This is a genomic window from Pectobacterium sp. F1-1 (genome assembly GCF_025643735.1).
GTDB lineage: Bacteria > Pseudomonadota > Gammaproteobacteria > Enterobacterales > Enterobacteriaceae > Pectobacterium > Pectobacterium colocasium.
The window spans coordinates 161797-187574 of record NZ_CP104733.1 but is presented as its reverse complement, the minus strand read 5'-3'; the positions used below and the strand labels follow the sequence as shown (position 1 = coordinate 187574).

Genomic DNA, 25778 nt, shown 5'->3' with positions numbered 1-25778 from the left:
AAGTTACTGTGCCAATGAGGCCAGTAGAACTTATTTTTTAGCGCCTGGTACGGAGAAACGCTTGTTGAAGCGGTCAACACGGCCACCCGTTGCAACATCACGTTGTTTGCCGGTGTAGAACGGGTGGCATTCGCCACAAACATCCAGGTTCAGGTCACGACCCACGGTAGAATGGGTTTTGATCACGTTACCGCAAGAGCAAGTTACAGTAACTGCAGAATAATTCGGGTGAATACCTTTTTTCATGGGGAAACCTCAGTTAAGGCCGTGTCGCTATCCAGCCCTGTTCCGCCAGACACCACACGAAAGTTGTATAAGTAAGTTCATTATGCGAACGGCGCAATGATTTTCGCGAACGATTCATCATTTGTGCAAACAGCATAGTGGCGGCGGATCATACAGAATCTGATACCCCGATGCAATCGCATCCACACATTATCCCTCGCAGCATGTACACTAGCACCTTGCGTTATTTTCACCCTGCTCGGCGCGTGATACAAACCACCCGGTTGTGTCGTGGATCGCCGCGCTAATCCACGTCGATTATCACGGAGAGGTTATGTCTGTCGCTCAGGTCGCTTTGCCCGTGCCATTGGCACGTACATTCGATTATTTGCTGCCCGCTGGAGGTATCGCTCCGCAGGTTGGCGCGCGCGTCAGCGTCTCCTTTGGTAACCGTAAAGCCATCGGCATTATTACCGCACTGAACGACACCAGCGAACTTCCGCTTGAGCAATTAAAACCCGTACATGATGTGCTGGACGAACAGCCGCTGTTCCCACCCAGCCTGTGGCGCATTTTGCTGTGGGCTGTTGAGTATTATCACTATCCGATTGGCGAAGTGCTGTTCCATGCATTGCCGATATTACTGCGTCAGGGGAAACCCGCACACCGTGCCCCGCTCTGGCAGTGGTTTGCCACCGAACAGGGTCGGGCGACCCCGCTCAGCACGCTCAAACGCGCCGTGAAGCAGCAGCAGGCGCTGGCAGCCTTACTTCAGTCGCCAATTTATCGCCATCAGGTGAGCGAAATCGGGCTGACGGAAACGGCGTTGCAGGCACTGCGTAGCAAAGGGCTGTGCGAACTACAGGTCGCAGAGCAAACGCTCCATGACTGGCGTCAAAGCTTTAGTCTGGCGACCGACAGGCTACGTCTAAATACCGAGCAGGCCACCGCCGTTGGTGCGATCCGCAGCGAAGATAATCACTTTGCCGCCTGGTTGCTTGCGGGCATCACCGGTTCAGGCAAAACCGAAGTCTATCTCAGCGTGCTGGAAAACGTACTGGCGCAGGGCAAACAGGCGTTGGTGTTAGTCCCGGAAATTGGGCTGACGCCGCAAACCATCGCCCGCTTCCGTGAACGCTTTAACGCGCCGGTGGATGTCCTGCACTCGGCACTCAACGACAGCGAACGCCTTGCCGTCTGGCTACGCGCCCGCAGCGGTGAAGCCGCGATCGTCATCGGGACACGATCGGCACTATTTACCCCTTTTGCCCGTTTGGGGCTGATCGTGATTGATGAAGAACACGACAACTCCTATAAACAGCAGGAAGGCTGGCGTTATCACGCTCGCGACTTGGCGGTGTTCCGCGCCAGAGAAGAAGACATTCCTATCGTCATGGGAACGGCGACGCCCGCGCTGGAAACGCTGTATAACGTCCAGATCGGCAAGTATCGACGCTTGAATCTGACCAAAAGAGCGGGCAATGCCGCATTGGCCAAACAGCACGTTATCGATCTGAAAGGACTACCGTTGACGGCGGGATTATCCCAGCCTCTGATTACCCGCATTCGCCACCATCTGACAAACGATAATCAGGTCATTTTGTTCCTTAATCGGCGCGGGTTCGCTCCCGTAGTGATGTGCCACGAATGCGGCTGGATTGCCGAATGTCAGCGCTGCGATCACTACTATACCTACCACCAGCATCAGAAAATGTTGCGCTGCCACCACTGCGACAGCCAGCGTCCAGTGCCACAACAGTGCCCCAGTTGCGGTTCAACGCATATGGTGCCCGTCGGTCTGGGCACCGAGCAGTTGGAGCAAAGCCTTGCTCCGCTATTTCCTGATGTTCCGATCACCCGTATCGATCGTGATACCACCAGCCGTAAAGGCGCGCTTGAGCAGCAGCTCTCACAAGTCAGGCAAGGCGGCGCACGTCTTCTCATCGGCACACAGATGTTGGCGAAAGGCCATCACTTCCCTGACGTAACGCTGGTTGCCCTGCTGGACGTGGACGGTTCGCTGTTTTCTGCCGACTTCCGCGCCGCAGAGCGTTTTGCCCAGCTCTACACTCAGGTGGCAGGTCGCGCAGGGCGTGCGGGCAAGGCGGGCGAAGTGGCGTTGCAAACTCACCACCCGGATCACCCGCTATTACAAACGCTGCTACAACAGGGTTACGATGCCTTTGCCAGCCAGGCGCTTACCGAACGGAAAAGCGTTTTTCTGCCGCCGTTTACCAGCCATATCCTCTTCCGCGCTGACGATCACGATAATCAGCAGGCCGCCTTATTCCTCCAGCAATTGCGTAATTTGCTGGAGGCGAGCCCATTGCGAGATGAATCACTCTGGCTGCTGGGCCCGGTACCCGCTTTACAACCCAAACGCGCGGGGCGCTTCCGCTGGCAGCTTTTACTACAGCACCCTTCCCGAGCGCTATTGCAGAAACTGGTCAGAACCTCGATGGCGTTGATCGGCACGCTGCCGCAAGCACGTAAAGTGAAATGGATGCTGGATGTCGATCCCACGGACGGTTAGCGTTTCCTGTTAGATCATGTCGGTTTCTTGCCACGCTTTTTTTGCGAGCAGCGTCGAGAACACGATATTCATCACACTTTCCGTGCAAATTAAGCAACAAAACCTGCGTTCAATCTGTTATCACTGTCTGCGCAGGCAGTATGCTGAGGCTGGTCGTGTACTGACATACTGTGCCATTCAGTCGGTATACCGTGCCGAAAATCGTTACCCGTCATCATAGAAAGTCAGTAGACAGGAGCGTTCTGCTGACAGTCAGCGCCAGTTAACGCTGACGCAAGGAGAAAAGCGTTGAAGCAGAAGAAAGGCGTCACCACGGCGACGATGAAAGACGTGGCGGATGAGGCGGGCGTTTCCACCGCGACCGTATCCCGAACGTTAATGAACCCAGAAAAAGTCTCTGCGGCCACCCGCAGGAAGGTCGAGCAGGCTGTCATCGCCGTTGGCTATTCGCCCCACGCGCTCAACAGGAACCTCAAGCGTAACGAATCGCGTACGATCCTGACGATCGTACCGGATATCTGCGATCCTTATTTCTCTGAAATCTTTCGCGGGATCGAGGAAACCGCAGCCGAACACGGCTATCTGGTGTTGATTGGCGACTGTGCCCACCAGCATCAGAAAGAAAAAACCTTCGTCGATCTGATTATTACCAAACAGATCGACGGCATGGTGTTGCTCGGCTCTCATCTGCCATTTGATGCCGGTCAGGAAGAGCAGCGTAATCTGCCGCCGATGGTGATGGCGAATGAGTTCTCACCGGATCTGGCACTGCCCACCGTGCATATAGATAACCTGACCGCCGCCTTTGAAGCCGTACATTATCTGCATCAGGCGGGTCATCAGCGCATCGCCTGCATTGCTGGCCCGGAGCATATGCACCTGAGCCAATATCGCCTACAGGGATATATTCAGGCTCTACGGCGCAACGGGATTCTCATCGACAACCAGTACATCTTCCGGGGCGATTTCACCTATGAAACCGGGATGCACGGCCTGATTGCGCTGATGCAGCACCCGCAGCCGCCCAGCGCGATCTTCTGTCATAGCGATCTCATGGCGCTGGGCGTGCTGGCGCAGGCCAGAAAGATGGGGCTGGATATCCCGCGCGACCTTTCCGTCGTCGGTTTCGATGATATTGAACAGGCGAGATACAGCTGGCCGCCGCTGACGTCTGTCGCCCAGCCGCGTTATCAGATCGGACGCGAGGCAATGCTGCTACTCTTAGAGCAGTTGCAAGGTAACACAGTACAAAGCGGTTCCCGTCTGTTGTCCAGTGAACTGGTTATCCGCGATAGCGTCGCCGCGCCGAATTACGCCCGTAACAGGCTTTAAGACTTCAGGTGCTGGTCAAATATTTGAGGGTTCAGTAACATGACCCCCTAATTATGTTAATTACCTAATCAATTCACAGCGAAACGACAGTGGCACAAAGAGACTACGTGAGCCGGGGACGTTCATCAGGGACGCGTCGGAAAACGACAAATAGCCGAAAAAAAGGCAAGGCTTCAGGTGCATCAAAAACGATGATCGCCTTGGCTGTTGCCGTTTTGGTCACCTTCGCGGGCGGTCTGTACTTTATCGCCCATAACAAACCCGACGAGTCCCCCGTTCTGCCGCATCAAAACGTGGGTAAAGGTAACGGGCTGCCACCCAAGCCAGAAGAACGCTGGCGCTACATCAAAGAGTTGGAAAATCGTCAGTTGGGCGTCACGGCGCCAACGGAGCCTTCCGCGGGGGGCGAGATTCAGTCGCCAGTGCAGTTGACGGATGAACAGCGCCAACTGCTGGAACAGATGCAGTCTGATATGCGTCGCCAGCCAACACAGCTTTCCGAAGTGCCGTATAACGACCAGACGCAGGTTCCGCGCTCTCAGGTGACGATTAAGCCGCCGACACAACCGATGCAGCAGCCACCTGTTGTGACGACGCAGCCCACCACGCGGGCACCGGCGGTCACGCAAACGACGCCAGCGGTTCCAAGACAAGATATTCCAAAACAAGACATTGCAAGACAAGAAACGCCAAAACAGGAAGCGCCGAAGCAACAGCCGGTCAAGCAGCCTGAAGCGCCAAAAGTCGAAAAAACTCAACGTTGGGCGATTCAATGTGGTTCCTTCAAAACTCTGGATCCTGCCGAATCGGTGCGAGCGCAGCTGGCGTTTGCCGGTATCGAAAGTCGCATTACCTCCAACGGTGGCTGGAACCGTATTATGCTGGGGCCTTATAACAATCGTGCTGCCGCAGATAGCATGATCCAACGCCTGAAGAGTGCGGGCGCATCAAACTGTATTCCTCTTGCCAGCGGGGGTTGAAAAACCCCACGCCTTCCCCCATCTATAACATCAATGCGCCCCGAATCATGCGGGGATCTTTTTCTTCAAACGGGGACTAACTCGTGACAACAATTGTAAGCGTACGCCGCAACGGCCAGGTGGTCATTGGCGGTGATGGACAAGCCACTCTGGGCAACACCGTGATGAAAGGCAACGTGCGTAAGGTACGTCGCCTCTACCATGACCGCGTCATCGCCGGTTTCGCAGGCGGCACGGCGGATGCCTTCACCCTTTTTGAGCTTTTTGAACGCAAGCTGGAATTGCACCAGGGTCATCTGGTGAAAGCCGCTGTCGAGCTGGCGAAAGACTGGCGTACCGACCGTATGCTACGCAAGCTGGAAGCCCTGTTGGCCGTCGCGGACGAAAATGCCTCGCTGATCATTACTGGTAATGGCGATGTCGTGCAGCCTGAAAACGATCTGATCGCGATTGGTTCCGGCGGTCCTTATGCACAGGCTGCCGCGCGTGCGTTACTGGAAAACACCGAGCTGGGTGCGCGTGATATCGTCGAAAAATCGCTGGGGATTGCTGGCGACATCTGTATCTACACCAACCAGTTCCACACGATAGAAGAATTAGCCTCCAAGGCGTAAGGATCAACTATGTCTGAAATGACCCCGCGCGAGATAGTCAGCGAACTCGACAGCTATATCATCGGCCAGCATAAAGCGAAACGTGCCGTTTCCATCGCGCTGCGTAACCGCTGGCGCCGTATGCAGTTGGACGAAGCACTTCGTCATGAAGTGACGCCTAAAAACATTCTCATGATCGGCCCGACCGGCGTCGGTAAAACCGAAATCGCTCGTCGTCTGGCAAAGCTCGCCAATGCGCCGTTCATCAAAGTGGAAGCAACCAAATTCACCGAAGTGGGCTATGTCGGTAAAGAAGTTGACTCCATCATCCGCGATCTGACGGATTCCGCGATCAAAATGGTGCGCCTCCAGTCCATCGAAAAAAACCGTTTCCGTGCGGAAGAGATGGCGGAAGACCGCATTCTGGACGTGCTGATTCCACCAGCGAAGAACAACTGGGGGCAGGCAGAAAGCACACCTGAACCTTCCGCAGCACGCCAGGCATTCCGCAAGAAACTGCGTGAAGGCCAATTGGACGACAAAGAGATCGAGATCGATCTGGCTGCTGCGCCTGTTGGCGTAGAGATCATGGCACCACCGGGCATGGAAGAGATGACCAATCAGCTCCAGTCCATGTTCCAGAATCTGGCAGGCCAAAAGCAGAAAGCCCGCAAGATCAAAATCAAAGACGCCTTCAAACTGCTGATAGAAGAAGAAGCCGCCAAGCTGGTGAACCCGGAAGAGTTGAAGCAGCAGGCGATTGAAGCCGTTGAGCAGCACGGTATCGTGTTCATTGATGAGATCGACAAAATCTGTAAGCGTGGTGAAAGCTCCGGCCCGGATGTGTCCCGTGAAGGCGTTCAGCGCGATCTGCTGCCACTGGTTGAAGGCTGTACCGTGTCCACCAAACACGGCATGGTCAAAACCGACCACATCCTGTTTATCGCCTCCGGCGCGTTCCAGGTTGCCAGCCCGTCCGATCTGATTCCTGAATTGCAGGGACGTCTGCCGATTCGCGTGGAATTGCAGGCGCTGACGACGGAAGATTTCGAGCGCATCCTGACAGAACCTAGCGCCTCGTTGACAGAGCAGTACAAAGCGCTGATGGCGACGGAAGGTGTGGATATTTCGTTCACGGCCGATGGCATCCGCCGTATTGCCGAAGCAGCCTGGCAGGTAAACGAAAGCACCGAGAATATCGGCGCACGCCGTCTGCATACCGTGATGGAGCGTCTGATCGAAGACGTTTCTTACGACGCCAGCGAAATGAACGGCCAAAGCGTTACCATTGACGCAGATTACGTACGTAATCATCTGGATGAATTAGTAGCAGATGAAGATCTGAGTCGATTTATCTTATAATCCGTTTTCGCGGATCGCACGATTAACGACAAAGTGGGAGGCGTTGGCCTCCCACTTTTGTTTCTGACACCGCCATCACTGACTTTTCTTGTTTATAAACAGATGATTCACGCAATTGGATCGTCAATAAAAATTGAAGCGCACCATGACCTTATCAACCCATAGCAGCAAAACCAAAGCCTGGCTGGATAGTCTGCGTCCAAAAACGTTGCCATTAGCTTTCGCGTCCATCGTCACCGGCTCGGCGATTGCGAGCTGGCATAGCAGCTTTAAACCGGGCGTAGCATTACTGGCGTTGTTGACCGCCGGACTGCTGCAAATCCTTTCCAATCTGGCGAACGACTATGGGGATGCGGTAAAAGGCAGCGATACCGAGGATCGTATCGGGCCACTGCGCGGTATCCAGACCGGTGCCATTACGCTGGTGCAACTGCGCAATGCACTGATCGTGACGGTGGTGCTCACCATCATTTCCGGCGTGAGTCTGGTGATTCTGGCGTGTGAAAAGCCCGCAGATATCTTTGGTTTCCTGATTCTGGGACTGCTGGCGATTTTCGCCGCCATCACCTATACCGTCGGTAACAAGCCCTACGGTTACATTGGGCTCGGTGATATCTCGGTGCTGATTTTTTTCGGCTGGCTCAGCGTCGCCGGGTCGTATTATCTGCAAACCGGCCACTTCGACAGCATCGTGATGCTGCCTGCCACGGCCTGCGGTCTGCTGGCTACGGCGGTCCTGAACATCAACAACCTGCGCGATATCGACAACGATCGCATCAGCGGCAAAAACACACTGGCGGTGCGCCTCGGCGCGGAAAAAGCGCGCTTCTACCACACGATGCTGCTGCTGCTGGCGCCGGTTTGTCTCGGTCTGTTTGCCACGTTTTATCTGCACAGTCTGGCGGGCTGGCTCTTTATTCTGGCACTTCCGTTGCTGATTAAGCAGGCGCGCTATGTGCTGCGTGAAACCAGCGCATTCAGCATGCGCCCGATGTTAGAAAAAACGGTGAAAGGTGCGCTGCTGACCAACATTCTGTTCGCCGTGGGTGTGATACTGAGTTAGTGCGGGTAAAGTGAGCGCAGGCGAAAAGCGGCGCGTATTTACTGATGCGCATCAAGTTAACATTTGATGATTTTGCCAACAGCCGCCAGAAAGGGATATACTCATGATTCCGGCGGCAAACAGACGTTAATCCTATGAAATACGATACTTCCGAACTGTGCGATATCTACCACGAAGAGGTGAATGTTGTTGAGCCTCTGTTCTCTAACTTTGGCGGGCGTACTTCATTTGGTGGCAAAATCACCACGGTGAAATGTTTTGAGGATAACGGCCTGCTGTTCGATCTCCTTGAAGAGAACGGCCCTTGGGGCGCGTGCTTCTGGTCGATGGCGGGGGTTCCGTGCGCCGCGCGTTGATCAACGCGGAAATCGCCCGGTTGGCGACGCAAAACGAATGGGAAGGCATTGTCGTTTATGGCGCGGTGCGTCAGGTCGACGATTTAGCTGAGCTGGATATTGGTATTCAGGCGATGGCCGCGATTCCGGTCGGTGCCAGTAGCGAAGGTATCGGCGAAAGCGATATTCGCGTCAACTTCGGTGGCGTGACCTTCTTCTCCGGTGATCATTTGTATGCCGATAATACTGGCATCATTCTGGCGGAAGACCCGCTGGATATTGAATAATATCGTTGAATCTCCGCGTTTTTATTGCGGTAACATCATCACAAAAAAGGGCGATAACCGCCCTTTTTTATTTGGCTCAATCGATAATTGATTCCTTCGTCTGAGCCGGCAATCCCTATTAGACTTCTTCCATTTTGCCTAACAGCGCGCGTAAGCGCTCTTGCCATACCACTTGCTCTTCTTTCAACTGTTCGTTCTCGCGCACCAGCGCGTCACGTGAACCCGCTGCCGCCTGAACATCCTGCGACAGCGCGTTGTTCTGCTCTTTCAGCTCTTCAATTTCCATTTGCAACAGCGTGATGGTATCAATCGCCTGCTGAACTTTCGCTTCCAGCTTTTCAAACACTTCAAATGACATTCTTCAAACCCCTTTTAATCGCAACAAGGCAAAGATCGGTTAACGCTGGCCTTCGGACTCTGTAACCAACACCCAACGGTGTCGCCATCCGCCCGTAAACATAATCCTGACCGCAGGACCGCTGGCAAGACAGACCATAGCGAAATTGTATGTAGCCAACCGCCACCTGTCTAGCGCACATCCCCCACTACGCGAGTGTGGCAGCTTTTCTTACGTAACACTATCAGTACAAACTGAAAAACGGGCAGTACAAACCGAAAAACGGGCAACGCGAGCTGAAAAACAAACTGCATAAACGGAAAAAGCGAGTGGCATAGACTGAAAACGACTCCTGTTCGCTTCCGCATTACTCCTATGGTGTTAATAAATTTAACCTGAGCGTTACTCTCAGCGATGGACAAAAAACCACCACGAGTCATTTAATAAGCGAATACGATCATTTTTTGACGCGCAACACACATTTAAATTTCGATATTTCTCGTTTTCGAGCATTAACGATAAATTCACATCATAAATACATTTAAAACAGAGGATGCCACTAAGCGGTATCCTTAGACCTACCACTCTGTACGTTACCCAGCAGGAAAAAAATATGAGCCAAGCAGAACGTTCAACGCTAAAAGGCCAGTGTATCGCCGAATTTCTCGGCACTGGCCTGCTGATTTTCTTCGGTGTCGGCTGCGTCGCCGCATTGAAACTGGCGGGAGCCAGCTTCGGACAGTGGGAGATCAGCATCATTTGGGGCCCTTGGGGGTTGCGATGGCAATCTACCTGACTGCCGCCATTTCCGGCGCCCACCTCAATCCGGCCGTCACCATTGCCCTATGGCTGTTTGCCTGTTTTGATGGTCGCAAGGTGGTGCCTTACATTCTGGCGCAGATTGCGGGGGCATTTTGTGCCGCCGCACTGGTCTACGGTCTGTATCACAATCTGTTTGTCGATTTTGAACAAGCCAACAATATAGTGCGTGGCAGTACGGAGAGCCTGAGTTTAGCAGGCATTTTCTCAACCTATCCGAACCCGCACATTTCCGTCATGCAGGCGCTGCTGGTTGAAACCGTCATCACTGCCATCCTGATGTGCCTGATTCTGGCGCTGACCGACGATGGTAACGGCATCCCACGTGGGCCACTCGCTCCCCTGCTGATCGGTATTCTGATTGCCGTCATCGGTGCGTCCATGGGGCCGCTGACCGGCTTCGCCCTCAACCCAGCGCGTGACTTTGGTCCTAAGCTGTTCGCTTTCCTGGCGGGTTGGGGCAACGTGGCCTTCACTGGTGCACGCGACATTCCTTACTTTCTGGTTCCTATCTTCGGCCCCATTATCGGTGCCTGTCTGGGTGCCTTCGGCTATCGCGCGCTAATTGGCCGTAATCTGCCATGCGATGTCTGCGAACCCGAGGCAGAAACTACCACGCGTCGTGAAAGCCGTTAAACTTAACGCCACGACCATCCTATTTCACGGTTAATCATTACAGGATTGGATTTATGAACCCGGAAAAAAAATACATTGTCGCGCTCGATCAGGGCACAACCAGCTCCCGTGCTATCGTACTGGATCACGATGCCAATATCGTGAGCGTCTCGCAGCGTGAATTCACTCAGATCTATCCAAAGGCAGGCTGGGTAGAACACGACCCGATGGAGATTTGGGCATCACAAAGCTCCACGCTGGTCGAAGTGCTGGCTAAAGCCGACATCAGCTCGGATGAAGTCGCGGGCATTGGTATCACCAACCAGCGTGAAACTACCGTGGTATGGGAAAAAGAGAGCGGCAAACCGATTTATAACGCCATCGTCTGGCAGTGTCGTCGTACTGCTGAAATTTGTGAAAAGCTGAAGAAAGACGGTCTGGAAGAGTACGTTCGCAACACCACCGGACTGGTGGTCGACCCCTACTTCTCCGGCACCAAGGTGAAGTGGATTCTGGATCACGTTGAAGGCTCTCGTGAACGCGCCAAACGCGGCGAACTGCTGTTTGGTACGATTGACACCTGGCTGATCTGGAAAATGACGCAGGGGCGTGTTCACGTCACGGATTACACCAACGCTTCCCGCACTATGCTGTTTAACATTCATACGCTGGAATGGGATACCCGCATGCTGGAAGCGCTGGATATCCCGCGTGAGATGCTGCCAGAGGTGCGCGCGTCGTCAGAAGTTTACGGCCAGACCAACATTGGTGGTAAAGGCGGTACACGTATTCCTATCGCCGGTATCGCGGGTGACCAGCAAGCGGCGCTGTACGGCCAGCTCTGTGTTAACCCTGGGCAGGCGAAAAACACCTACGGCACCGGCTGCTTCCTGCTGATGAATACCGGTAAAGAAGCGGTGCTATCCAAACATGGCCTGCTGACCACCATCGCCTGCGGCCCACGCGGCGAAGTTAACTACGCGCTGGAAGGCTCGGTGTTCGTTGGCGGCGCTTCTATCCAATGGCTGCGTGACGAGCTGAAGCTGATCGGCGACTCAATGGACTCCGAATACTTCGCAACGAAAGTGAAGGACACCAACGGCGTCTATGTCGTACCCGCTTTCACCGGTCTGGGCGCCCCTTACTGGGATCCGTATGCCCGTGGCGCGATCTTCGGGCTGACCCGTGGCGTGAACGCGAACCACATCATCCGTGCGACGCTGGAATCCATCGCCTTCCAGACCCGCGACGTACTGGATGCCATGCAGGCAGACGCCGATACGCGCCTGAAAGCGCTACGTGTCGATGGCGGTGCGGTCGCCAACAACTTCCTGATGCAGTTCCAGTCCGATATTCTTGGCACGCGCGTGGAACGCCCGGAAGTGCGTGAATCCACCGCGCTGGGTGCCGCTTTCCTGGCAGGCCTTGCCACAGGATTCTGGAACGATCTGGACGAAGTGAAGAGCAAAGCGACGATCGAGCGCGAATTCCGCCCCAGCATTGAAACCGTGGAGCGTAATTATCGCTACAGCGGCTGGCAGAAAGCCGTTGCCCGCGCCCGTAACTGGGAAGATCACGACGATTAATCCAGCCACAAATATCAACATCGGGCGCGCTTGTCGCGCCCGTTTTTTCCCTACCGCTCAACCGCCACTCTCCCTCCGTTGTGATAAAATCGCTGCCACATCCTAATGTTGCTCGTTTAAGAACCGAGATACCGGGGCGACCACGGTGCGAGGCATCCCTGCGGGAACCTCATCACCGTGTTTCCCCTAAAATTCAGACTTAAGTGGCTAACATAAGGCAACACCTTTCCCGATCGACAACAGACAGGTATTTATGAAACGTGAATTAGCCATCGAGTTCTCGCGCGTCACCGAAGCAGCCGCGCTGGCAGGCTATAAGTGGTTAGGTCGTGGCGACAAAAATGCCGCCGACAATGCTGCCGTACAGGCGATGCGCATCATGCTGAACCAGGTCAATATCAACGGTCAGATTGTCATCGGCGAAGGGGAAATCGACGAAGCGCCGATGCTATTCATCGGTGAGCAGGTCGGCACCGGTCATGGCGATGCCGTGGACATCGCCGTCGACCCGATTGAAGGTACGCGGATGACAGCAATGGGTCAGGCGAATGCACTGGCCGTGCTGGCTGTCGGTGAAAAAGGCGCATTTCTGCACGCGCCAGACATGTACATGGAAAAACTGATCGTCGGGCCCGACGCGAAAGGCGCAATTGACCTCAACCTGCCGCTGGCGGACAACCTACGTAATGTCGCGATCAAACTGGGCAAACCACTCAGCCAGTTAACGGTGATTACGCTGGCTAAACCGCGTCACGATGCCTGCATCGCGGAAATGCAGCAGTTGGGCGTGAAAGTGTTCGCGATTCCAGATGGCGACGTAGCCGCATCCATTCTCACCTGCATGCCGGAGAGCGAAGTTGACGTGCTGTACGGCATCGGTGGTGCGCCAGAAGGCGTGATCTCGGCGGCCGTCATTCGCGCGCTTGATGGCGACATGCAAGGACGTTTGCTGGCACGTCATCAGGTCAAAGGCGATAACGCCGAAAACCGCCGTATCGGTGAAGATGAGCTGGCGCGCTGCCGACAAATGGGCATCGAAGCCGGCGGCGTTCTCAAGCTTGATGACATGGCGCGTAACGATAACGTGATTTTCTCCGCGACCGGCATCACCAAAGGCGACTTACTGGACGGGATCGCGCGTAAAGGCAACATGGCCACCACGGAAACGCTGCTGATCCGCGGTAAATCCCGCACGATCCGCCGGATTAAATCGACGCACTATCTGGATCGCAAGGATCGCACCCTGCACGAATTTTTGCTGTAACAGGCGATTACCCGGCTGACTGATTGTTTCACAGTTGTTAATAAATAGCGTATCGTAGACGCTCAAATATAGTGGCGTCTAATATCGGCAACAGGAGCAGAAAAATATGGCTGAATGGGTGACAGGCAAAGTAGTTCAGGTAGAAAACTGGACAGACAGTCTGTTTAGCATTCGGGTTCACGCACCCACCGATGCATTCACTGCTGGACAGTATGGCAAACTGGCGCTGGAGATTGAGGGAGAGAAAGTGCAGCGCGCGTATTCCTATGTGAATGCGCCCAGCGATCCCACGCTTGAGTTCTATCTGGTCACCGTGCCAGAGGGCAAGCTCAGCCCTCATCTGCATGCGTTGCAACCCGGTTCAGACATCATGATCGTCAAAGAGGCTGCCGGCTTTTTCGTGCTGGAAGAAGTTCCTGATTGTGAAACGCTGTGGATGCTGGCCACAGGGACAGGCATTGGCCCGTACCTGTCGATTCTTCAGGAAGGTAAGGATCTGGAACGCTTTAAGAACATCGTGCTGGTTCACGCCGCCCGATTCTCACACGATCTGAGCTATCTACCGCTGATGCAGCAATTACAGCAGCGCTACCACGGCAAGCTGCGTATTCAGACAGTAGTCAGCCGGGAAGAGGAAGCGGGGTCGCTGACAGGCCGTATTCCGACGTTGATCAGCAACGGTTCGCTGGAAGCCGCCGTGGGCTTGCCGATGGATGCAGCAACCAGCCACGTCATGCTGTGCGGCAACCCGCAGATGGTGCGTGATACCCAGCTGCTGCTGAAAGAAGAACGGCAAATGACCAAGCACCTGCGCCGCAGACCCGGTCATATGACCGCTGAAAACTATTGGTAAACCATCGGTTGTTTTAACTAGCGGCGGAAGCGAAACGGTTCCGCCTCTACGCCAAAGCGGTTTTCCCCTTTTGTGCCGAGAAAAACGCCGCAGTCGAGCAGCGTCATCACGACAATCAGGATCGGCAGGAAGCGGCCAATTCCCCACTGCCAGACGGCAGAGAACATCGTCCAGTTGCCCGAAGCCAGCATCCATGCAACCACTAACAACAGCGCCCACCAGCCGCTCTTATTGCGGTCGTGCAGTCGTTTCACCATAATGGCCGCCGTCGGCCACAGCAATACCACCAAACCAAACGCCGTCGATTGCGTATCCAGCCAGCTTTGGCCGGATAGCGTAAACAGCACCGCCATCAGGGCAACCCAAATGGCCATCCAAAGCCAGAAATCACGACGGCCAATGCGGCCCTTAAACGAGAAGCACCATTGCTGTAATGTCATTAACGATAACGCCCTGAATTGTCGGCCTGTTTGGCCGAATGAATCGGTATTTTGTTCTGACTGATTTTACCTCAACCGACATGTTTACCCGCAACCTTTACGCAATTTTTGCCAGCCACGTGCGATTTCTCACAACGACGTACTTATTTTGACAACGACGTACTTGTTTTGACAACGACGTACAAATGCCGCTTTAATCAAACGTATTCCGCCGTTATTGGCCTGGACATCTTCTGAAGTGGCTGACCCGAATCCCTATGACACGAAAACGCATCGCTTCACTTTTGGTTTTATCATCGCTGGTGTTGTACCAGACCCACGCGGGAGCAGATCCGACGTTCCCACCCAAAACCTCAGCCAATGCGCCGTACCTGCTGGCCGGTGCTCCAACCTTCGATCAAACCATCACGCAGTTCCGTTCCCGCTATAACCTGAGCAACCCAACGCTGCCGATCGGTGAATTTCGGGTTGTCGACACCGGTAATATCACCAGTATGCTGACCCGTGCCGCCAGCCGAATCAACGACCATCTCTATGCCTCAACCGCGCTGGAAAAAGGCACTGGGAAAATCAAAACGCTGCAAATCACCTGGCTACCGCAGCCGCAGAGCGAGCAAGAAAGCGCGGCACGCCGTAAGCAGGCCATCGACTATATGGCTGCGCTGGCACGCACGTTCGCCCCATCGCTGACGGAAGAACAGAGCGTGAAAAAAGTCACCGAACTGCTGGAAAAAGGCAAAGGAAAACGCTTTTATCCGCAAACGGAAGGCGCCTTGCGTTATGTTGTTGCAGATGATGGCGAAAAAGGGCTAACTTTTGCTGTTGAACCGATTAAGCTAACGCTATCTGAACCGTGATCAACACGGTAATTCATGACGAAAAACAGAGCCACGGTCACATTTCGTCTCTATACTGTGGGCAGGTCATATTGCCTGACGGCAGTGAAATTTATGCGTCCATTCACTAACGCATTGATTTATTAAACTTTTATTTATTAATGCCTTGATTCATTCGCGATTCCGGCTGGAGGAAAAAAGATGCGACATCCATTAGTTATGGGTAACTGGAAGCTGAACGGCAGCACTCACATGGTCAACGAACTGATCGCGGGTCTGCGTAAAGAACTCAGCACCGTTGACGGCTGTGGCGTAGCGATTGCACCACCTGCTCTCTACCTCGATCAGGCTAATCACCAACTGGCTGGCAGCCGCATTGCGCTGGGCGCGCAGAACGTAGACGTAAACCTTTCTGGTGCCTTCACCGGTGAAACCTCCGCCGACATGCTGAAAGACATCGGCGCAAAATACATCATCATCGGCCACTCTGAGCGCCGCACCTACCACAAAGAAAGCGACGAATTTATTGCGAAGAAATTTGGCGTGCTGAAAGACGCGGGCCTGATTCCGGTGCTGTGTATTGGCGAAACCGAAGCAGAAAACGAAGCAGGCCAGACGGAAGCTGTCTGTGCACGTCAGTTGGATGCCGTGCTGAACACGCTGGGCGCGAAAGCATTTGAAAACACCGTTATCGCCTACGAGCCAGTATGGGCTATCGGTACCGGCAAATCTGCGACCCCTGCGCAAGCGCAGGCCGTTCACAAATTCATCCGCGATCATATCGCCAAGCAAGATGCCGCAGTTGCTGAACAAGTTATCATCCAGTACGGCGGTTCTGTGAATGCAGCAAATGCCGCAGAGCTGTTCACCCAGCCGGACATCGACGGCGCGCTGGTTGGCGGTGCATCACTCAAAGCCGACGCCTTTGCTGTCATCGTGAAGGCCGCCGCCGACGCGAAACGTGGCTAAGCATTGACAGAAAACGGACGGACATCTGTTCGTCCAATTCAAAAGCCGGTTCGCGCTGTTGCGCCAACCGGCTTTTTTTAATCTCATTCAACTGTCAGCACCACTAGATTCACTGTCAGCTTGTCTGGCTATTTCTATACGTTTGACTTCATATTTATTGTAGCTACAATAAATAAATGAAAATTATATTCGACCCGATTAAGAATCAGAGTAATAAGCAAAAACACGGCGTTTACTTGGCCGACGCTAAATATCTTGATTGGGACCGAATGGTTGCCGCATCTGACTCTCTTGGTAACTACAGCGAAGACCGTTACATCGGTATCACTTACGGCCTTGCTTATCTCAACAACCGAATTTATGTCGTAGGCTGTGTCCCTTAACCTCCCTACATACCAAAAAGTACTGTAAGAATACTTCCCAAAATGTGATTTTTGGTTGAATATTGAACACTTCTGGGGCGACTTTTATCGCTTAAACGCGTTTTTTGCACTGTTGAGTTGTACAAAAAACAGTTACGGGACACAGCCTAGTATTTACTTACAGCGATGGAGACGACGAAGAAATTTACCGCATCATCAGTTTGCGGAAAGCCACTAAAGCGGAGGTGGAAAAATATGCCAAAACTTAAGCAGGGTACTATCCTCCCTACGGATGAGGAAGACCGTAAAATTCAGGAAGCTATTGCACAAGATCCTGATACACGCTCGCTTGAAGGTGAGAACGTGCAGCTTATGCCTTTCAGTAAATTGAAAGCAATGCGCAAACAGGGACGCCCCGTTAAACCTGCACCAAAAGTACAAGTCAGTATTCGATACTCACCGGAAGTTATCGCAGCCTTCAAAGCGACGGGTCGCGGTTGGCAAACCCGCATGGATGCAGCGATGGCGGATTGGCTTAAAAACCATTCCCCAAGCGACATCAAAATTTGATGCAACGTCTAAAACCAGCCTTTACGCTAATCCTGATGAGATGATCCCTGTGAGCAGCATGCTAACAGGGGGAATAATCACGGCTAGCGTGATCGCCAACCGTCAGAGAATAGGAAACGTTACTTCGCCGCAGGGATTTGCTGCGTAATGCAGTGAATATTTCCCCCGCCCAGCAGGATTTCCCGCGCAGGCACGCCGCTAATCAAATAGTCAGGGAACATCTGTTGTAGTAGATCGCGTGCAACGTCATCCGTCTTCTCATCCAGCAGCGGGAAAATGATTTGCTGGTTGCTGATCAGGAAATTCACATAAGAACCCGCCAAACGCGAACCGGCAAGGCGCTCAATCGCATCACCGCTGTCCACGCCCTGCGCTTCCTCTTTGGTTGCATATAGCGGACCGGGGGCAGGCAATTTCCAGATTTTCAGCCCACGGCCTTGCGCATCCCGCGCCGCAGACAGCACGTCATAGGCCGCAACAGAGCGAGCATACTGTGGATCGTTTTCATCATCCGTCCAGTGCAGTGCGACTTCACCGGGGCGCACGAAACAGCACATGTTATCGATATGCCCGTCAGTTTCGTCGTTGTACACGCCCTCTTCCAGCCAGATAATCGTCGAGATGCTGAGGTAATCACGCATCAACTGCTCGATTTCCGCTTTGTTCAGGTGCGGGTTGCGATTCGGATTGAGCAGGCACTCCGCCGTGGTCAGCAAAGTACCTTCACCATCGACATGGATCGAGCCGCCTTCCAGAATCAGCGGCGCGGCATAGCGTGCAGCCTGATGATAGTCCAGCACCTGTGCCGCGACGTTCTCATCCTGACGCCAGTCTTCATAAAGACCGCCCAGCTCGCCACCCCAGGCATTGAACTGCCAGTCGATCCCCCGACGTTCCCCCGCCGCATTCAGCACAATGGTCGGGCCGGTGTCGCGCATCCAGGCGTCGTCGCTTTCCATTTCTACCAGCGTGACATTCACCGGCATCACTTGTTGCGCATTCGCCATGTAGCGTGCAGGCACGCCCATGATAACCGGTGTTTTCTGGGCGATGGCTTCCGCCACGCGCGCGAACGTTTTCTGCGCCGGAACGCCCTGTTCACGCCAGTTGTCGGTACGATACGGCCAAATCATCCACACGGCATCATGCGGTGCCCATTCGGCGGGCATCGCAAACCCATCCTGATGCGGCGTGGTGAGCGGAGGCGTCGCTAACTGTGACATCACTTATCTCCAGGTCTTGCCGTCAGAGGTGGCAATCGTGCCATACATGTCCGGGCGACGGTCGCGGAACAGCCCCCATGACGCACGCTGCGCAGCAATGGCGTCTAAATCAAACTCATGCACCAGAATCGCTTCATCCGTCTTATTGGCCTGTGCCAGCAACGCACCAGTTTGGTCAGCAATGAATGACGAACCGTAGAACGTCATTTCCAGACCGTCGATGTATTTGCTGGCTTCCGTACCAATACGGTTGGATGCGATCACTGGCACCAGATTCGCGGCAGCGTGACCTTGCTGAACGCGGGTCCAGTGCGGTTGGCTGTCGATGTCTGGGTAAGCCGGTTCGGAACCAATCGCGGTCGGATAGAAAATCAGCTCAGCACCCTGCAACGCCAAGCTGCGTGCGGTTTCCGGGAACCACTGATCCCAACAAATACCCACGCCGATTTTTGCGTAGCGTGTCTGCCAGACTTTAAAGCCGGTGTCGCCCGGAATGAAGAATTGCTTCTCCTGATACGCCGGGCCGTTCGGAATATGCGTTTTACGATAAACGTCCAGCACGGTGCCGTCCGCGTCAATCATCACCAGCGAATTGTAATAGGCGTTATTGGCGCGTTCAAAGAAGCTCAACGGCAGCACTACGTTCAGTTCCGCCGCCAGTGCGGAAAAATGCTTAATCAGCGGGCTGGTTTCCAGCTCCTGCGCCAGCGCATAGTGCTCTGGGCTTTGATCGATACAGAAATACGGTGCGGCAAACAGTTCCTGAATCAGGATAACCTGCGCACCTTTTGCATGCGCTTGTCGCACCAGTTTTTCGGCGTTTTCAATGTTCTTAGGCAGATCCCAGGAACACGCCATTTGTGTTGCGGCAACGGTAACTTTTTTCATGCGAAAACCTCAATAATAACGATATATACCCGCCCTTTTTCACCGGCGAGTATCGGCAATAAGTGTTTCTCTCGGTCACGATTATGCATCGACGCTAACCCGCGCGGCCTTAACGAGTGTCTACTCTAAATAATTCAAGTTTCAGGCAGGCGGCAAGAGAAGGAATCCCGATGAGCTTACTCAAGTAAGTGATTCGGGTGAGTGAACGCAGCCAACGTACATGCAACTTGAAGTATGACGAGTATAGGCCAACACACCTGCGCATACCCAATAGGAATATCCTGTTAAGGTATTGACCGAAAATGACATGCGCATTATGCCAGTTAATCACAGCACTTCACTATGCTGAAAATGCATGGATTTCGCGTGACGGGCAGAAAAGAAAAACCGCCTTTTTCACGGCGGTTTCTATCAATAATGAAGAGTGAGAGAAAGCGGCAGGCCTTACATCAGGCCGCAACGGTATCCGCCTGATGTAAGGCCTGACTGACCGCTTGCCGCTGTTCCAGAAGCGTTGCGCTGGTACGGTCACGGGGATAAGCCAGATTGATCGGTAAGATTGCGCTGATTCGGCCGGGCCGGGGCGACATTACCACCACTCTGTCCGCCAGAAAAACCGCCTCTTCCACATCGTGCGTCACCAGTAATATCGTCAAATCCGTTTGCTGACGTATTTCGGCCAAGCGCGTCTGCAACTGCTGTTTGGTCAGCGCATCCAGCGCACCAAAAGGTTCATCCAGCAGGAGAATGCGCGGCGTCGATACCAGCCCTCGGGCGATCGCGACACGCTGCGCCATTCCCCCTGATAGCTGATGCGGCCATGCGTCGGCAAAGCCTTCCAGCCCCATCATCTGAAGAGAGTGCGCAATACGACGCGTCACTTCAGCAGGAGAAAGGTTAAGGTTGAGCATACCGAGGCGGATATTGTCCGTCACGGTGAGCCACGGAAACAGGCGCGGTTCCTGAAACACCAGACTGACATCGTCGGGAATACCGCGCACAGGCCGCTCGCCAATCAGAATGCGTCCACGTTCAGTGGTATCAATCCCAGCCGCCAAACGCAGCAGCGTCGATTTGCCACAGCCACTGGCACCGATGATGGCAACCAGTTCACCCGCATGCAGCGACAGGTCGACGTCCTGCAACACCGTCAGCGGGGTGCCATTGACGGTAAAGTGTTTGGTAATGTGCTGAAAATGCAGGGACATAGCTTCTCCGTTAACGGTCATGCAAAGCGCCAGCGGGTCAACCGCCGCTCAGACAAAGTAATCAGCCGGGAAAAGAGCGCGGCGACGGTGGCAATCAGCACCACGCCCGCCATGATGCGATCGGATTCAAGCAACTGCTGTGCGCGAATCATCATGCCACCCAGCCCTTCCCCCGACGGCATGAAATACTCTGCGCCAATCGCTCCCGTCCACGCATGCATCAGCGCCAGCCGCAGACCGGAAAACAGCGGCGGCAACACGCTGGGCAGTATCAGTGTGCGGAGCGTCTGCACGGGCGTCAAACGCAGCACCAGTGCCACTTCCAACAAGGCGGGCGGAAGCTGGGCAATCCCCTGACGGGTTGCCAGCATCACGGGAAAGAACGCCGCCACGGCGATAAACACGATTTTGGCGCTCTCTCCTAACCCGAACCAGGCCGTAATCAGCGGCAGCCAGGCGAATAGTGCCACGCAGCGCAGCGCGGACAACGCCGGATTAAACAGCTTGTCAGCGATACGCCAGCCGCCGAGCACCGCGCCTACCAGCACGCCGATCGCACTCCCCAGCATAAACCCCTGTAGCGCCCGCAGCAGGCTGGCATTGAGATCGATGAGCAGCCCGCCCTGAACCAGTCCCGTCGATAGCGCGTCGATCACGCGACTCGGTGCAGGAAGAAAAGCCGCATTCACCCACTCATGGGTGCTACTAACCTGCCACAGCGCAACCAGTATCAACGGGGCTAACCAAGGCGTCAGCGACAAACTCGGCAACGCCGTGCTCAGGCTATCACGCCCCAGCACCGGCGCAGGCCAGTGAATCCAGCGGCGTTCCAGCGCCAGCAGCACGCGTTCTCCAGCAAACCCCAGTATGCCAATGATCAGAATGCAGACGAATACCAGATCCAGCATGAACAACTGGCGACTTTGTACCAGCAGATAGCCCAGCCCTTCGCTGGATGCCAACAGTTCGACCGCAATCAGGGCGACCCATCCGGTAGAAAACGCCAGCCTAACGCCCGTCATCACATACGGCAGCATCGCAGGCAGAATCAGGTAACGCAGGAAGGCGGCAGGTGGCAAACGCAGGCTACGTGCCATTTCATGCAGCTTTTGTGGCGTCTGTTGAATCCCGGCACAGGTGTAGAGCGTCACTGGCACCGTCACCGATTTCACCAGTACCACCAGTTTCAGCGCTTCACCGATACCCAGTGACAGCATCAAGAGCGGAATCCAGGCCAGCGTCGGGATCTGCGCAATGACGGTAAAGAGCGGCATAAACAGCGCATTCAGCCGTCGATTCAGACCAAACAGGCTACCCAGCACCAGACCCAGCGCGATCCCCCCGCTAAAACCAATCACCAGCCGCAGCAGACTGATAGGCAACTGGTGAATCAGCTCCTCGGGGATAAAAGCCCGTGCGCTATCAATCACCGCCAGCGGTGACGGCAGGATCTGTTCAGACATCCACCCGTGTCGGCTGGCAAGCCACCAGCCGACAAGCACCAATAGCGGCACAACCAGAGACACGACTAACGCAGAGTACCCCGCCGACAGCGCGGTAGCCGTCAGCGAAGCATCGGGGGCGGAGCGTATCCGCAGCGGGTATTTGGGCATCATGATTGTCGATATCCGGCGGCGTTATTTTTGCGTCAGCAGGGAAAGACGGGTAATCCCTGCCTGCTCGACATCGGCCAGTAGCGCAGCGACCGCGCCGTAACTCGCGTCTTTATCCGCCTGTACTTGCACCACCAGATCCGCATTACTCGTTTTAGCCTGTTGCAGGCGCGGCACTAGTTGCTCGCGCGCCAGATTCTCTTTATTGATGAACACGCGCTGCTCGCCATCAATACTAATCACCACCGGATCGGCGCGGTCAGCGGGTGCCACCGCCGACGTTTTCGGGAGCTGAATCGGAATGGCGTTGGTCAACATCGGCGCAGTCACAATAAACACCACCAGCAACACCAGCATGACGTCCACGAGCGGTGTGATATTCATTTCACTCATGACATCTTCATCATTACGCGAGGTAAATGCCATATCAGACCACCTCTCTCAGGTTCTTCACGGAGAAAGCGGCGGACGAGGACTCCGCGCTGGTATGAAACGTGCTGACATGAAAATCGTTCGCCTGCATCACGCTGTAGACATCATGGGCGAAGTCATCCATGTCCGCGACGACCAGCTTGAGGCGACGTAAAAAGTAGTTGTAGATCAGCACCGCAGGCACCGCGACAGCAATCCCGATTCCGGTGGCAATCAGCGCATTACCAATCGGCCCTGCGACAGTGTCAAGACTGGCTGAACCCGATAGCCCAATTTCCTGTAACGCCGCCATAATGCCCCAAACGGTGCCAAACAGGCCGATAAACGGTGACGTACTGCCGATACTCGCCAGAATCGCTAGCCCGCTTTCCAGCAAACGGCGCTCACGCTGAATCTGCTGTTGCAGCGCACGTTCAACCCGATCGGGAAGATGACTATTCAGCGCAAGCTGCCCGCTAATTCGCTCCGGCGCTTTGACCGCCGCCAGCGCCAGATTGGCAAGCGAACCGGGCAATCTGGCGCTAGTTTCCGGCGTCTGGTTGACATCATCCTGCTGCCAGAAGGCCGCGCGGAAACGCCGATCGCGCCGCTGTGCCCGCCCGTACTGGACGAATTTCAGTAATCCCAGCCCCCAGGTGACGAGGGAAAACAGCAGCAATAACAGAATCACTGCGCCTTCCGCAGAAAAGAGTTCAATGTGTCCGAGCGTCATAACCAATACCTCATGAGTTCAGCGAAAAATCGACGGGAACAACCACCCAGCCGCTCACCGGCTGGTTGCCGCGGCGCGCCGGAACGAAAGACCAGCGCAGCACCGTGTCTCTGGCCGCCTCGTCCAACGAGGGGTAGCCGCTTGATTGATGAATCCGAATGGTTTGCACCTTGCCATCAGCACGTACCTGTACATTCAGGAGTACGGTGCCTTCATAACCACGGCTAATCGCCACGTCGGGATAAGACGGAGCGGGATTATGCAGGTAGTCCGCATTCGCCAGCGGCGGCGTCAGCGGCGCATCAACGGGTTGCGCGGCGGCCTGTGGCGTTACCGGAGCAGGCGTTATTGGCGCGACAGCTGATTTGCCTTCCGCCTGGGGTTTCGGTGCTGGCGGGTTCTTTTTCACCGCGACCTTTTTTGGTGTCGGCTCTGGCCTTTTCTCTGGAACCTTTTTCTCAGGTTCTGTTTTCTCAGGCGCTGGCGGCAACAGCGCGTTGTCATCGACGGGGGTGTCCACCGAGGGAGGCGCGATCTCCGGCGGCGGCGTCACCGCTTCAGGCTCAATAGGTTCAGTTGACAGCTCTGGCTCCGCCACCGCCGCAACCAGTTCAACGCTGACAGGCTGTGGTCGGGCAGGCACGGTAACCGGCGGCGCCGATGCTGCGTTGAACAACGCCAGCACCGCCGCGTGCAATAGCAACGTCGCGATGACGGCCAACCAGCGCTCCGGCCGGGACGAAACCGTCGTATTCAACGTCGGTACGCGCGACTGCACGACGCCGCTCACCCGGCTGGCGTGCGGAGTCGGCTCCGGTGAATAAGACCGGGATCCTGACACCGCTCCCGCATAGAGTAATTCCGTCATGGTTAGTGCTCCTGACCGTGTTTATTGATACCCCTCATACTTCAACTCGCAGGCAACATTGAGAGGTAACCTAAAATAGCGTTGGAATAATCGATTCTTTCTGCATGCGAAATAAAGTCAACGTATGTATCTGTATATCGATATCTATTTCATCGGAAAGATCATCGCATCCATGGTTTAACGACAAACTAAAGGTAATAAACCCAAACAGGCTAATGCATAGTTGGAATAGTTTTTTTTCGTTCGCTGCATAACGATGAAATAAGCGATGAATGCTGATTTAGCTATTTACTAAAAATCATAATGCTTTTTTTGTATTAGTCAGTTTATTGCCAAGCCTTTAAATGTGTTTCTGCAACAAGATGACGCCGCGCTAAACCGGCGCAATAACAACAGAAATATTTGCACACTCACATTCAAACACCTCATCACTGGCGGGCGACAAATGAAAACATCAGGACGAAAATGGTTAGTGACCAGTTTATTGGCAATGGGAATGGCCTGGTCAGGCATTGCATCGGCGATTACTGAAATTCGTATTGCCGCGCCAGACATCGGCGCAGGCACAAAACCCAGCGGCGGCGGCCTGCTTGACGTCATTCACAGCCAGAAGCTGCTGGAGCGCGAGTTTGGCAAAGACGGGATCAGCGTCCGTTGGACGTTTATTAAAGGCGCAGGCCCCGTTATTAATGAAGCGTTTGGCAACCATCAGGTTGACGTGGCCTATCTGGGGGATTTAGCCAGCATTATCGGCCGCGCGCGCGGGCTGGATACGCGCGTGATCGCCGTGGCATCACGCGGCATCAATCACTATCTGGCGGTGGCGAAAGGTTCCGGTATTGAGAAAATCGCCGATCTGAAAGGTAAACGCATCGGGATCTTCCGTGGAACAGCAGGGGAGCTTTCGTTCGTCAGCGCGCTTGATTCGCAGGGCCTAAAGCCTTCTGACGTGAAGCTGATTAATCTCGACTTCGCGGCGGCCAGCGCGGCGTTAGCGGCCGGACAGATTGATGCGACATGGGGCGGCAGCAATACGCTTTCGCTGCGAGATAAAGGGCTGGCGGACATCCCACTGTCTAGCCGTGACCTGAATGGCGCAGGCCAGCTCAGCGGCTTCCTGCTGGTGGATGAGAAATTTGCCAAAGGCAACGAGGATATTCTGCGCCGCCTGGTTAAAGTTCAACGAGAAGCGGCAAACTGGGCGAGCGATGAGAAAATAAAGATGAATTTATTCGACTCTTAGCCACCCAATCAGGTTATCCGGAAAATATATTACGCGTCGAATGGGATACATTGCCGCCATTAACCGAGCGTCTTTCACCCGAATTGGATCCAGCCTTTGTGGAAAAATTAAAACGCGCCGTCACATTGGCCTATGAATCACGTCTTATTCGGCAACCTTTTGATGTCGATAAATGGCTGGATGATTCTTATCTAAAAGCAACTCAATAATTTATTCCCCCCAAAAATTAT

General features: G+C 54.4%; 23 protein-coding genes and 3 pseudogenes. 16 read left to right on the top strand and 10 right to left on the bottom strand.

What is annotated here, in order from left to right; all coding sequences use genetic code 11:
• Positions 1-30: 30 nt before the first annotated feature.
• Positions 31-246 (bottom strand): 50S ribosomal protein L31, encoded by a 216-nt coding sequence (gene rpmE / locus NAL19_RS00830; protein ID WP_010281510.1) that lies wholly within the window; start codon positions 244-246, stop codon positions 31-33.
• Positions 247-559: 313 nt separating this feature from the next.
• Here rpmE and priA point away from each other — a divergent pair, with 313 nt between their 5' ends.
• The 7 genes and pseudogenes from priA (at position 560) to rraA (ending at position 8710) form a co-directional block, all read left to right on the top strand.
• Entirely contained in the window at positions 560-2758 is a 2199-nt protein-coding gene (gene priA / locus NAL19_RS00825) for a primosomal protein N' (RefSeq protein ID WP_263058501.1), read from the top strand.
• Positions 2759-3046: 288 nt separating this feature from the next.
• On the top strand, positions 3047-4090 hold the full coding sequence (gene cytR, locus NAL19_RS00820; protein WP_263058500.1) for a DNA-binding transcriptional regulator CytR: 1044 nt from the start codon (positions 3047-3049) through the stop codon (positions 4088-4090).
• Between the two features lie 89 nt (positions 4091-4179).
• Positions 4180-5070 carry a cell division protein FtsN gene (ftsN, locus tag NAL19_RS00815; RefSeq protein WP_263058499.1) on the top strand — a complete coding sequence of 297 codons (891 nt, stop codon included), beginning with the start codon at positions 4180-4182 and terminating at the stop codon, positions 5068-5070.
• 83 nt (positions 5071-5153) lie between these two features.
• The gene (gene hslV, locus NAL19_RS00810) at positions 5154-5684 is read left to right on the top strand and encodes an ATP-dependent protease subunit HslV (RefSeq protein ID WP_005973334.1); all 531 of its coding nucleotides are present in this window, start codon (positions 5154-5156) and stop codon (positions 5682-5684) included.
• Positions 5685-5693: 9 nt separating this feature from the next.
• Positions 5694-7025, top strand: a complete 1332-nt coding sequence (gene hslU / locus NAL19_RS00805; RefSeq protein ID WP_010299298.1) for an HslU--HslV peptidase ATPase subunit — start codon at positions 5694-5696, stop codon at positions 7023-7025.
• A 145-nt stretch (positions 7026-7170) separates the two neighbouring features.
• Positions 7171-8088, top strand: a complete 918-nt coding sequence (locus NAL19_RS00800) for a 1,4-dihydroxy-2-naphthoate polyprenyltransferase (RefSeq protein WP_225086498.1) — start codon at positions 7171-7173, stop codon at positions 8086-8088.
• Positions 8089-8222: 134 nt separating this feature from the next.
• A pseudogene (gene rraA, locus NAL19_RS00795) lies at positions 8223-8710 on the top strand (ribonuclease E activity regulator RraA).
• A gap of 118 nt (positions 8711-8828) precedes the next feature.
• On the opposite strand, the gene zapB reads toward rraA, so the two are convergent.
• Positions 8829-9068 carry a septal ring assembly protein ZapB gene (gene zapB, locus NAL19_RS00790; RefSeq protein WP_225086497.1) on the bottom strand — a complete coding sequence of 80 codons (240 nt, stop codon included), beginning with the start codon at positions 9066-9068 and terminating at the stop codon, positions 8829-8831.
• Positions 9069-9660: 592 nt separating this feature from the next.
• On the opposite strand from zapB, the pseudogene NAL19_RS00785 reads away from it, so the two are divergent.
• The 4 genes and pseudogenes from NAL19_RS00785 (at position 9661) to fpr (ending at position 14184) form a co-directional block, all read left to right on the top strand.
• A pseudogene (locus tag NAL19_RS00785) lies at positions 9661-10502 on the top strand (MIP/aquaporin family protein).
• A 53-nt stretch (positions 10503-10555) separates the two neighbouring features.
• Complete coding sequence (gene glpK / locus NAL19_RS00780) at positions 10556-12067, top strand: glycerol kinase GlpK (RefSeq protein WP_225086495.1); 1512 nt, start codon at positions 10556-10558, stop codon at positions 12065-12067.
• Positions 12068-12320: 253 nt separating this feature from the next.
• Positions 12321-13331: a class II fructose-bisphosphatase gene (glpX, locus tag NAL19_RS00775; protein WP_225086494.1), complete on the top strand. Its 1011-nt coding sequence runs from the start codon at positions 12321-12323 to the stop codon at positions 13329-13331.
• A gap of 106 nt (positions 13332-13437) precedes the next feature.
• Entirely contained in the window at positions 13438-14184 is a 747-nt protein-coding gene (gene fpr, locus NAL19_RS00770) for a ferredoxin--NADP(+) reductase (RefSeq protein WP_263058498.1), read from the top strand.
• A gap of 17 nt (positions 14185-14201) precedes the next feature.
• Here the strand turns inward: fpr and NAL19_RS00765 are convergent, their stop codons facing one another.
• Positions 14202-14624 (bottom strand): DUF805 domain-containing protein, encoded by a 423-nt coding sequence (locus NAL19_RS00765; RefSeq protein WP_263058497.1) that lies wholly within the window; start codon positions 14622-14624, stop codon positions 14202-14204.
• Between the two features lie 257 nt (positions 14625-14881).
• Between NAL19_RS00765 and NAL19_RS00760 the strand changes: the two genes are divergently transcribed.
• The 4 genes from NAL19_RS00760 to NAL19_RS00745 all read left to right on the top strand — a co-directional run bounded on the left by NAL19_RS00760 (position 14882) and on the right by NAL19_RS00745 (position 17361).
• The gene (locus tag NAL19_RS00760) at positions 14882-15481 is read left to right on the top strand and encodes a YiiQ family protein (RefSeq protein ID WP_225086491.1); all 600 of its coding nucleotides are present in this window, start codon (positions 14882-14884) and stop codon (positions 15479-15481) included.
• Positions 15482-15661: 180 nt separating this feature from the next.
• On the top strand, positions 15662-16429 hold the full coding sequence (tpiA, locus tag NAL19_RS00755; RefSeq protein ID WP_225086490.1) for a triose-phosphate isomerase: 768 nt from the start codon (positions 15662-15664) through the stop codon (positions 16427-16429).
• A 176-nt stretch (positions 16430-16605) separates the two neighbouring features.
• Complete coding sequence (locus tag NAL19_RS00750; protein ID WP_263058496.1) at positions 16606-16812, top strand: BrnT family toxin; 207 nt, start codon at positions 16606-16608, stop codon at positions 16810-16812.
• Positions 16813-17046: 234 nt separating this feature from the next.
• Positions 17047-17361: a BrnA antitoxin family protein gene (locus NAL19_RS00745; RefSeq protein ID WP_102118154.1), complete on the top strand. Its 315-nt coding sequence runs from the start codon at positions 17047-17049 to the stop codon at positions 17359-17361.
• Between the two features lie 119 nt (positions 17362-17480).
• On the opposite strand, the gene aguA is transcribed toward NAL19_RS00745, so the two are convergent.
• From aguA to NAL19_RS00710, 7 genes are all read right to left on the bottom strand, one after another.
• Entirely contained in the window at positions 17481-18584 is a 1104-nt protein-coding gene (aguA, locus tag NAL19_RS00740) for an agmatine deiminase (protein WP_263058495.1), read from the bottom strand.
• A gap of 3 nt (positions 18585-18587) precedes the next feature.
• Positions 18588-19472, bottom strand: coding sequence for an N-carbamoylputrescine amidase (gene aguB / locus NAL19_RS00735; protein WP_225086488.1), 885 nt, complete (start codon positions 19470-19472; stop codon positions 18588-18590).
• Positions 19473-19921: 449 nt separating this feature from the next.
• Complete coding sequence (locus NAL19_RS00730; protein WP_225086487.1) at positions 19922-20680, bottom strand: ABC transporter ATP-binding protein; 759 nt, start codon at positions 20678-20680, stop codon at positions 19922-19924.
• Positions 20681-20697: 17 nt separating this feature from the next.
• On the bottom strand, positions 20698-22296 hold the full coding sequence (locus NAL19_RS00725) for an ABC transporter permease (protein WP_263058494.1): 1599 nt from the start codon (positions 22294-22296) through the stop codon (positions 20698-20700).
• A 21-nt stretch (positions 22297-22317) separates the two neighbouring features.
• Positions 22318-22719 (bottom strand): ExbD/TolR family protein, encoded by a 402-nt coding sequence (locus NAL19_RS00720; protein WP_225086485.1) that lies wholly within the window; start codon positions 22717-22719, stop codon positions 22318-22320.
• Position 22720: 1 nt separating this feature from the next.
• The gene (locus NAL19_RS00715) at positions 22721-23437 is read right to left on the bottom strand and encodes a MotA/TolQ/ExbB proton channel family protein (RefSeq protein WP_263058493.1); all 717 of its coding nucleotides are present in this window, start codon (positions 23435-23437) and stop codon (positions 22721-22723) included.
• Positions 23438-23447: 10 nt separating this feature from the next.
• Positions 23448-24305 carry an energy transducer TonB gene (locus NAL19_RS00710; RefSeq protein WP_263058492.1) on the bottom strand — a complete coding sequence of 286 codons (858 nt, stop codon included), beginning with the start codon at positions 24303-24305 and terminating at the stop codon, positions 23448-23450.
• A gap of 445 nt (positions 24306-24750) precedes the next feature.
• Here NAL19_RS00710 and NAL19_RS00705 point away from each other — a divergent pair.
• A pseudogene (locus tag NAL19_RS00705) lies at positions 24751-25757 on the top strand (ABC transporter substrate-binding protein).
• Positions 25758-25778: the final 21 nt, after the last annotated feature.